Annotated in this window: 7 protein-coding genes, 1 tRNA gene and 1 other RNA gene; 4 read left to right on the top strand and 5 right to left on the bottom strand. The window is 37.9% G+C overall.

The features are described 5' to 3' along the window. Together PLA12_13640 and ssrA are read right to left on the bottom strand one after the other, a co-directional pair. The coding region (locus tag PLA12_13640; GenBank protein HOQ33535.1) for a site-specific DNA-methyltransferase at positions 1 to 193 on the bottom strand (193 nt) is incomplete at its 3' end. Positions 194 to 247: 54 nt separating this feature from the next. Beyond that, positions 248 to 608: a transfer-messenger RNA gene (ssrA, locus tag PLA12_13635) on the bottom strand. A 134-nt stretch (positions 609 to 742) separates the two neighbouring features. Here ssrA and PLA12_13630 point away from each other — a divergent pair. After that, entirely contained in the window at positions 743 to 2968 is a 2226-nt protein-coding gene (locus PLA12_13630) for a hypothetical protein (GenBank protein ID HOQ33534.1), read from the top strand. Between the two features lie 99 nt (positions 2969 to 3067). On the opposite strand, the gene PLA12_13625 is transcribed toward PLA12_13630, so the two are convergent. Then, the gene (locus tag PLA12_13625) at positions 3068 to 4387 is read right to left on the bottom strand and encodes an alpha-L-fucosidase (GenBank protein ID HOQ33533.1); all 1320 of its coding nucleotides are present in this window, start codon (positions 4385 to 4387) and stop codon (positions 3068 to 3070) included. Positions 4388 to 4413: 26 nt separating this feature from the next. After that, on the bottom strand, positions 4414 to 6780 hold the full coding sequence (locus PLA12_13620) for an alpha-L-arabinofuranosidase C-terminal domain-containing protein (protein HOQ33532.1): 2367 nt from the start codon (positions 6778 to 6780) through the stop codon (positions 4414 to 4416). A gap of 169 nt (positions 6781 to 6949) precedes the next feature. Here PLA12_13620 and PLA12_13615 point away from each other — a divergent pair. The 3 genes from PLA12_13615 to PLA12_13605 all read left to right on the top strand — a co-directional run bounded on the left by PLA12_13615 (position 6950) and on the right by PLA12_13605 (position 9520). Beyond that, positions 6950 to 7027: transfer RNA gene (locus PLA12_13615), tRNA-Pro, on the top strand. A 562-nt stretch (positions 7028 to 7589) separates the two neighbouring features. After that, positions 7590 to 8843 carry a DNA methyltransferase gene (locus tag PLA12_13610; protein HOQ33531.1) on the top strand — a complete coding sequence of 418 codons (1254 nt, stop codon included), beginning with the start codon at positions 7590 to 7592 and terminating at the stop codon, positions 8841 to 8843. A gap of 2 nt (positions 8844 to 8845) precedes the next feature. After that, on the top strand, positions 8846 to 9520 hold the full coding sequence (locus tag PLA12_13605) for a hypothetical protein (protein ID HOQ33530.1): 675 nt from the start codon (positions 8846 to 8848) through the stop codon (positions 9518 to 9520). A gap of 144 nt (positions 9521 to 9664) precedes the next feature. Here the strand turns inward: PLA12_13605 and PLA12_13600 are convergent, their stop codons facing one another. Then, positions 9665 to 10039, bottom strand: coding sequence for an IS1595 family transposase (locus PLA12_13600; protein HOQ33529.1), 375 nt, complete (start codon positions 10037 to 10039; stop codon positions 9665 to 9667). Between the last annotated feature and the right edge of the window lie 92 nt (positions 10040 to 10131).

Genomic DNA, 10131 nt, shown 5'->3' with positions numbered 1-10131 from the left:
ACAAATCCACAAAAGATACTGGCAAAAAAGGGAGAACCTTAAACAAATCTTGATGTATGGTCTTATTTAATATCTCATCCACCGATACAGAACCGTGAAGTTTCAAAAGTCGCTTTTTATATAACAGCCGTTCTTTTTTTGAGAGGGTTATTGTCCTATTCCGTCCTGCTTTACAATCTTTATTTACGGGCATACCTACTATTTTGTAGTCGTATTATATACGAACAAATCCTTTTTTAATAAGTAATGGTGGAGGCGGCGGGAATCGAACCCGCGTCCGAAGATGTTTCAGTGTAGCCCAACTACATGCTTAGCCCATCCTTTATAGATTCGCCACTACGGAGCGCCTCAGGGCTGGCTCACCATAGCCGCTATGCGAGTTTGTTACTGCCTTCCGAGCCCCGCAAATCTCGAAAGGACAGACCTGCTGGTTGACGCCCCAGTCCGTTAGCAGGCTATCACGGGTGGGACGCGCTGCTCAATTATTAGGCAGCGAGGGCCAATTCTTGATTGGCAGTTGTTTTTGACCGGCTTTTAACGAGGCCAACCGGTCAACCTCGGCATGCGTTCTACACCTCAACCATCTCCGTCGAAACCTTTTCGCCCCCGTTAAACACAATATATTAAATTGTCACTATATATTATACGAAATTCCTATTACAATGATTTACAAATTATTGATATTATAACATAAAATCAAATTTACAATATTCCAGATATTAAAAATGAATGGAGTAAAAAGATGTATTACTTCTCCCCTAATCTAACAAAAAAATCAATATTATTAATAACCATCTTATTGCTTCTTATTACTACTTATGCCCAACCACAAGAGGGCAAAATTGAACTCAAAATTGACCCCATCACACGATATATTCATCTTACTTATCCCGTGCCAGAAGACGCACCCAACGAAGTTATGATACTTTGTTCCTGGTCTCCCTCGGGTGAAGAGAAATGGCAATCTGCTAAAACAACTCCCTACATTTCAGAAACGGCACTCCGATTTATTTCTGAAGATGAATGGGCTGAATGGACTTTCCATGGAAAAATCTTAGAACGCAACGCAAAAGGACTAAAACGAACTGTTATTTTTAACTCTTATCCAGAGGCTCAAAAAGAGGGAAAAGTTGATATTGATTTTCGCATTCAGATTCAATCTATCGATGGGAAAATTTTAAGCACATTACAAACTCCAATCCAAACAGACAATTCAGATGTAGTTTATCTTGAAGATTGGTCTCAGGTTCTACAAAAGGAACAGGTTGTTCTGGACAGTTCGGAAACAAGTGATAGAAAATGGTTATTTAGGAATGACCTCGACACTAATACTACCACATACAAGAATGCTCTGTTTGGAAAGATATGGCATAAAGATTTGCCCCTACCCCAATTAACTTATCCACTAAATCTTACAGGGAAATATGCCATCTTTGTTTGCTCTCCCAAAAATTATTCTGTCAACCTGCGACTTTCCGGTGATGAAAGAACCGATTTGCTTTGGTCTATAAAACCTTTTCAGGAAACCCTCTGGCGCTGGACAGATTTAACCCGACAACATCTCATCATCAAACAGCCTCATTATTACACCGGTTATGTTGAAGGTGGACTGGATTACATTAAATTGGTGCCTCTTCCCAATGAATTAGTCGAAAAATTAGAAAGCCAATATGATACTCCTGATAAAATCATTGCCGGCTATTTCGAGCCTTACTCCTGGGCATTTTTTGAAGATATACAGGAAACTTTACAACATCGTGAACCTATCTCCGCATATAAAGAAGCCCGAGTCAATATCGTAGATATTCAAGTAGGACGTTTTGGGATGAAGGTTGTTTATGAATCACGCCTGACCGACCAACTTCTTTACAATACTATAGGTGACCCTATCGGTGGCGTGGTCCCAAACACAAATAATGTTGGAAAAATGCAACAAATGACGAATACATTACAAACCGAATTACAATATGCCCACGAATTAGGCTTAATGGCACATGCTAACTTTGGGGCTACGAACTGTTATCCCGGGACACCATTACAAAGCGACTTTTCAAAACAACACCCCGACTGGATGCAAGGTGGATTATTGCGATATGACATACCCGAAGTTCGCCAATATATCTTATCCCTATTAAGAGAAACCCTTGAAATTGGAGCCGACGGTATATCCATAGATTTTTGCAGGTATCCCGGTGGTATTGATAAACCAGAAACCTGTAACCAATTTTTACGAGAACTAAAAACACTACGAGAAGAATTTGCTCAAAAACGCAATAAATCTGTTCCCTTACTCATTCGTTTCCCGGCAAAAGGTGTGAGCCATTGGGAACAATTCGATTTCAAAACATGGATAAGCAATGAATTAGTGGATTACCTGTGTCCAAGTAACATTCAGGGCAGACACATGCATTTTGAAATAGCACCTTATATTGAAGCGGTTCGTGGCTCAAAATGCAAATTATTACCTGTTATTGATGGATTAAGTTGGGGACCTGAGGTGCCTGCATTATTCCTATGGCGTGTTTATCAACTTTATCAAGCAGGGACAGATGGAATTTATGTCTATCAGGCAGACGCACGGGTATGTACGCATAACCGTCCCGAAGACCGTCGCTGCATGCGTCTCATTTCCAGTAGTGAAGCGGTCCGTAAATGGTGGCAACACTACGATGAACAAAATACTCAATTTAGTAAACGAATATACCTCCAACCATCTGAAGATGGTGACTTCGAATACCACCCATGGGAACGGTGCCGTATCTGGATTGAAGGAATGAAACCCAATGAAGTTGAAATTTACCTTGACAACAAACTAATTAATCAATACCAACAACCCCCTTATATTGTCGGAGGTGAAGACTATCAATTTGATAACTTAATTACCCAAGGTGAACATACCTTACTTATCCGAGCCAAAGAAGGCAGTCTATACCTCGAACAAACCTTTCAAATCAAAGGCGTAATCTAAAACAAATTCGGTAAAAATAATTACTAATCATGAATATCACAAAGGACACGAGTAGAAAGTTATAAGTATTTGCATTTTGATTGTGTGAGTTGTGGATAATTAATATTGTAACTTAAATACCCAGGCGTGTTGGCAAGGGATTTGGGCAGGCGATACACAGGGAGTTGTAATTAGCCATTCATTTCCCCCATCTTCTATTTGGGCTTTGATTTGAGTACCTACTAATGTTACTTCGGGCTTGTTGTTATATTCCTTAGGTTTGGGAACAGCCCATTTCTCGGGTGGCCATTTTAGTGCTATGGCATAAATTGCTTTGTCCTTCCGAGTAAAACGGAAATTCTCCATCTTAGGTGCTTCTTTCCATACATCAGACGCATAAATGGCTTCTCCATTTACTTCTAACCACTTGCCCATCTCTAATAATCGCTCTTGCATAATCTCGGGAATGCGACCATCCGCAGAAGGTCCTATGTCTAATAACAAATTACCTCCTCGTGAAACATTGTCTATGAGCAAATGAAGTAATTCCGTAGTGCTACGGTAATCTTCTGCTGTTTCGTTACGGTTATAACCAAAGGATTTGCCCATCCCTTGACATTCTTCGAATAGCCCTTTTCCCATCAATGGACCCTCTGAAATATGTCCATATTCAGGTGTTGCAAATCCTCCGTGTCTATTCCGACAATCTTTACCCCAACGGTCATTTACAGCAATATCTTTTGGTGCTGGCGACTCGTTAAACAGCCAGGCTAAAAATTCTGTGCTACGCCAGATCGAACTCGGATAGTCCCATTCGCCATCAGGCCATAATACATCCGGCTGATAACGAACAATCAAATCTTTCATTTGCGGGAGCATGTGTTCTTCTACATAACGATTGACATCTTGTTTATATAAGGGATTGAACCACTCATATAATGAGTAGTAAAAACCTGCTTTTATACCTGTTTTTTTGACGGCATTTATTAATTCCCCAGCCAGATCGCGATGCGGTCCTATGTCCATAGCGTTCCAATTCCAACTCTGGGCACTGGGCCACATACAGAAGCCATCGTGATGTTTGGAAGTCAAAACGACATATTTGGCACCTGACCTTTTAAATATGTCAGCCCATTGGTCAGGGTCGTATAACTCTGCTTTGAACATAGGTGCAAAATCTTGGTACTGGAATTTTTCACCATATTTTTCAACATGAAATTTCCATGTGGCACCCTCTTTATTTTGCATGTGGTTCCAGTACCATTCCGAATAGGTGTCTTTGGGCGCCCAAGAAGGGACGGAATAAACTCCCCAGTGAATAAAAATACCAAATTTGGCATCCTCAAACCATTGCGGAGTGGGCCTCTGGTCTAACGATTCCCAGGTTGGTTCGTAAGCCGTAGCAATAGCCGTAGCAATGACAAATGAGGTTAATAACATAATACATGCTCCTTTTATTTTGAGATTTATTTAACTTTTAGTTCCGTCATAACAATACTCAATGGCGGAATTTCCATCTCAGGGAAGGTTGACTTGTTCACTTTCATTTCTGATAGCCATACCTCTGGTTCTTTATCAGCTATGATAGTGGACATGGGGTCTTTGCCTGTAAGTATCCATGCTGTTTTTGGAGTTTCTACTTTTTTATCCTTTACATCCAAACGCACTTTAATTTCTTTGGACAGTGGATTTACAACAGCAAGGGTCATAATCCCTGCTTGTTCATCTTTCCATGCCGCAAAAACATCGATAGGAACCATTGGTGTATTGCTTTGATTATCATTTGATACAGATTTCACATCAACTGCAACTGGAATACTTCCAAAATGCTGACGGTATAACATCAGGGCAAGCCCTGTTGTATCGAAAAATGCTTTCGTTTTGGTTGTTTTTATGGCAGAGATAACATTTACAGTTTGGGCATAATTTGCCATTGTAATTACATCACTGTTACGGAAAAATTCATGCAGACCAATAGCCACACCTAATGCATCTTTCAGATGGTAGACACAGCCCAATTCGCCATAGACATGGTCACCGTACCAATAGTTCCACTCATCCATTGCAATAGGGATAAATTTTTCCTTTAATGTGGGGATGGTTTCCAAATAACTTTTATGATTCTTAACTTTGGCTTTAATTCGTTCTGCTAACTGATACACATGTTCGAACACATCCTTCTTATCCCCGCAATAGAAATGTTCGCTTATGTAATCCATATTGTTAGCACAATTTTCTAACATCTTTTTGCTCCATATACCCATATTTTCGCCGACACCTACTAATTTAATATTGGAGTCAACTGTTTTCATAGCTTCTGCAAATGCATTATGGCGTTTAACATAATCATCCACCGGGACATGTCCCAACTGCCATTCGCCATACATTTCATTTCCAACACCCCAGTAGGTAATCTTATATGGCTCGGGATTGCCATTATCGGTACGCCATTTGCCCATTGGGGTATTTATAGAGCCGTTGGCATATTCGACCATATCCCGGGCTAAGTTTACATCCCCTAAACCTGTGTTAACCACAGCTAATGGCTCTGTGCCAATTTCACGGCAAAATTGAATAAATTCATCCAATCCAAAATCGTTTGTGTCAATACCGCCCCAGGCGGGATTTTTGCGTGTAGGGCGTTTGTCCGGGTCGCCAATTCCGTCTTTCCAGTTATAACCGCTGACAAAGTTGCCACCGGGCCAGCGATATATAGGAGAATTGAGTTGTTTAAGCAAGGTAAGTGTATCTGCTCTCATTCCTTTGATATTGTCTGCTGGCATAAGTGAGGCTGATCCAATAAATAAGTTACCCTGTCCCGTAGCAAGAATAGCAAATTGAGCAGGTTTACCATCTTTATCCACCTTTAATCGGAATGTATATTTTTGATAATCCTGAGAGATATTTTGGATAACGGCAGGTTCACCTAGTAGACTATCACCGGAACGAAGGAAAATTTTAACCATAACATCGGGATGAGTGGATTTTAGCACAACCCTGCCCATATATTCCTTACCTGCAACGACTTCCAGCCCCTCTTGAACCAAACCCCGTTCATGATGCGGGTTAAGCAGGATGACCGGCGTATACCAACTTGTGTAAGGATGAATCTGGTCAATAAATAGCATCATATCTGTCGGATGAAGTTTCCATGGAGAGTCGGGGGTATTAATAAGGTAGAAGAATTTGCGGTCTTCAAGCATTTCTGCCCAAATACCACCGTAGATGCAACGACCTAAATGTTCAATGAACTGACCGTAGATAAACGGATGTATCGGTGTCCCTTTTTTTGACGGGTCAATGGAAATTTGCATATCACCAATTACCATTTCTGATATTTTTTCTAATTTTACATCATCAAATATAGCGGAACCTTTTGCCAAACCCCAACCCCCAAAAAGACAATTCACCATAATTCGTGTTTTTGAACTGACAAAAAAGGTAGTTTCAACATATTTCCAATCATTTGTGCCAAACAATGCTTCTGTGCGAGCACCATCAATTCCATGAATATTTAGCAATGCTCCTGCCCCATTTTCTAATTGAATATTATCCGTTTTAATCCATCCGGAGAGTTTGTATTGAGCAAATGGGCTAACATCTACCTCTTTGAACCAGGATAAATCGCCACCTTCGGAGGAAGAAATTTGAACTGCATTACCATTTTTTCCTGTAACGGGATATTGAAATTCACCTTTGCCCTGCCATACCTTTGTCTGCCAGCCATCAGGGGCATTTGTCCCCTGTTCGAAGGCTTCCTCAAAAACAACCTGGGCAAAACAAAGAGGGGTCAAAAGGATAATCGTTAAAAAAAGGATTGCGTTTGTTTTCATATTTGCTTCTCCCTGTTTAATCAATAAAAATGTTATGTCAAAAAAAGGAGGTGAAATGCAAATAAATTTGAGGGGAATATAGATAGTTTGGACAAATTCGATAAGTTTAATCAGGTCTGATATAGGAAATTGCTATTTTTCTGATAAAAGGGATATAATATTGTCGTTTCGGGGCGTAGCGCAGTCCGGCTAGCGCACTTGGTTTGGGTCCAAGGGGTCGCCGGTTCAAATCCGGCCGCCCCGACCATAACGAAATTTTCATCATTTTTAGGAAAATCTCGGACCTTTTTTGAATAAAAATGCTCTATTAGAACTACTCTGTCCTCTTTTTTCTATATTTTTTCCGTCTTTGATTTTTTCAAAGGAATTAGATGCTATATTTTGCAAAGATAAATGTACCGACAAAATAGATATTCCTATTGTCCCATTTTTCCTATGCAGGTAACAAAAAAGGACCCCTCTCAGGCTTTGTTTGACATTTGATTATAAGTTCCGTATACTAAAATAGCAAATGGTAATAGTGCCAGTACAATTATTATAGTAAAGATATATTACGAGGTTAAAAGAAAAGTTAATAACCGCAAAGAATATTAAGAAATACTGCACAAAGTTGGGTATATCTCAAGACAAGTTATCAAAACTTGCTGGCATTACCTTACATACAATCACAAAAATTGAATCTGGAGCAACGCCAAACCCCAGAATTGAAACCGTTAAAAAAATAGCTGACGCTTTAGACATAAGCGTCCATGATTTAATAAAACAAAATTATGGAATTTTACGATAATAAAAATTTTAAAGGTAAAAGGATGATTAATAGAGCTCAAGATATTAGCATTTCCTGGACATATAAGAAGAACGATAACAGCAAAAAAAATACTCTTATCCTTTTAGATAATGTTCAGTTCATATATGAACTAGCTCTTGCTCAATTAGAACTTGAAGCCTTGAATATCAATTTTCAAGTAACAAACGGTTTAAGGGAATTTAAACTTTTGGGCATCGAAAATGTAAATGAGATCATTAAAAGAACAGCTTACTTTAAGATGGTTGCAGGAAATTATACAGATTATTTCCGGATTATCCAAAAAAATAATACTCGGTCAGTAAATCAATATTTAACTCACTGGATTTATCCATACAAAGGGAAATTTCACCCTCAAATGATAAGAGTTCTTTTAAATATTATAGGGTTAAAAGAGGGCGATATTGTACTTGATCCATTTATTGGTAGTGGCACAACAGCAGTGGAAGCACAATTATTGGGGATTAATTGTCTCGGGATAGATATTTCACCCTTGTGCGTATTACAAAGCAAAGTTAAAACAGAAAGTGTAGAAGCTATAGATGAGATTGAAAAGATTAAAAAAAATATTCTAAACAAAATTAACACCGATCTTTTTAATCAAGAAAGCAAATCATTCTTACAAGTGGTTGATTCATTAGTTGATGAAAAAGTTAGAAATTTTTACAAAATGGCTTATTTAGTAGCAGTGAGTGATAATGCCAGAAGAGGAAGAAATTTTGAGCAATCATTTTATAAAAATATAGAGTTAATGATTAAATCGGTTAGAGATTTTAGAGACATCACCAGAGAATTAAAATTAAACTTAGGGTGGGTTGATATCAAAATTGGCGAATCTCGAAATTTACCTTTAGAAAATAATAGTATCGACGGAATAATCACTTCACCCCCTTATTCAATTGCTTTAGACTATGTATCAAATGACGCCCACGCTTTAAAAGTATTAGGGTATGAACTATCGGAAATCAGAGAAAAGTTTGTTGGAGTAAGGGGTCGTGGTCAAGAAAGAATTAATTTATATAATCAGGATATGAAAAAGAGTTACGAAGAAATGCATCGGGTTCTTAAACCAAAAAGGTTTGCCGCTATAGTAATTGGTAATGCTACTTACATGGGCGAAGAAATTAAAACTGTTGAATTTACAATTGATTATTGTCAAAAAATCGGTTTTAGATTGGTTAAAAATATAGATAAAATAATTTTTGGTCTATATAATGTAATGCAAAAAGAAAATATTTTAATATTTGAAAAACTTTAATTATGGATAAGGAACAAGAAAAATATATAAAAGAATTAGAGGAAGCTATTTCTCAATTTCTCAAACCACTTAAGAATATTCCTTTTAAAATTGCTATAAAAGCGATGTCAGGTTGTAAAGTAATTCCTTTTGATAAAAATAATCCCGATGATAGACAATTGCTAACAGATTTAATTAAAGCAACAAAAATAGCTGCAAAAAATGCTAATCAAAAAGGAATATTTACAAGGCGGGAAAATGAAGTTGGGAATCATATTGAACCATTTATGATAGAATCTCTAAATAAAATTGGGCTTAAGGCAGATAGACCAGAAACCAGAGAAGGCAAGAAAAAGTCAGTAGGTTATCCTGATATTTTTGTTATAGACAGAAAGGGAAGACCAAATTATATCGAATGTAAAACTTACAACGAACGAAATTATCAAACTACTCAACGGTCTTTCTATTTTTCTCCGGCGGAGAGACCTTCAGATTTTAAGGTTATTTACAACGCAAGACATTTAATAGTTAGTTTTAAGATTGAGAGAACAGAACGTACAGGTAAAAGTGCTTTTGTTCCTGTATATTGGAAAATTTTCAGTACAGACAATCTTATTGGGCAAATTAAACATGAGTTTAATTCTACAAATAAACAAATGTATACAGAGGAATCTTTGTTAGCGGAAGGAAAAATTTAAAAATTAAATTAAAATATAAATAAGGTGATTATCTATTTAAATCCACCAATAGGATGGAGGTTAAAATTAATGAGTATAAATCTTCATCCCGATGATTATAACGAAATTCTAATTCTTTCAGGTAATATTCAAAATATCTTGCACTCACTCCATGAAATTTCTGCAACCGCTCCTTCGTATAACTCCAAAACTCTCTATCCCATTTATATACACCCGACCATTCGCAAATCGTTGACTCTTATCTATCCGTAAATGCTTGAAATAATCCCGATGCATAACTAAAGTATCATACGCTTTATATTGATCTGTATAAATAATGCTCCCCCGCCTTATTTTCTTCTCTATCTCCTTCAATAAAGTCTCCGCCTTAACATCTGGCACTACCTCTACCTTCACCCACCCCTCTCGCTCAATTATCCCAAATACGGGTATCTTTCCGCCTGCACCTCTTCCTCGCTTATCTCGTCTACGACCCCCAAAATAATTTTCATCCGCCTCTACTTCCCCCTCTAATTGCACCTCCTCCCCTTCTATCCTGCAATATATTCCTAAGATGTAGAGACGAATAATTATTCGTCTCTACTATACACCGTGCTATAGGCCATTCCCAT

Source organism: Candidatus Hydrogenedens sp. (genome assembly GCA_035378955.1).
In the GTDB taxonomy this organism is placed as follows: Bacteria; Hydrogenedentota; Hydrogenedentia; order Hydrogenedentales; family Hydrogenedentaceae; genus Hydrogenedens.
Note: the sequence above shows the minus strand (reverse complement) of the source record. Positions and strands in the feature narration are given on the sequence as shown.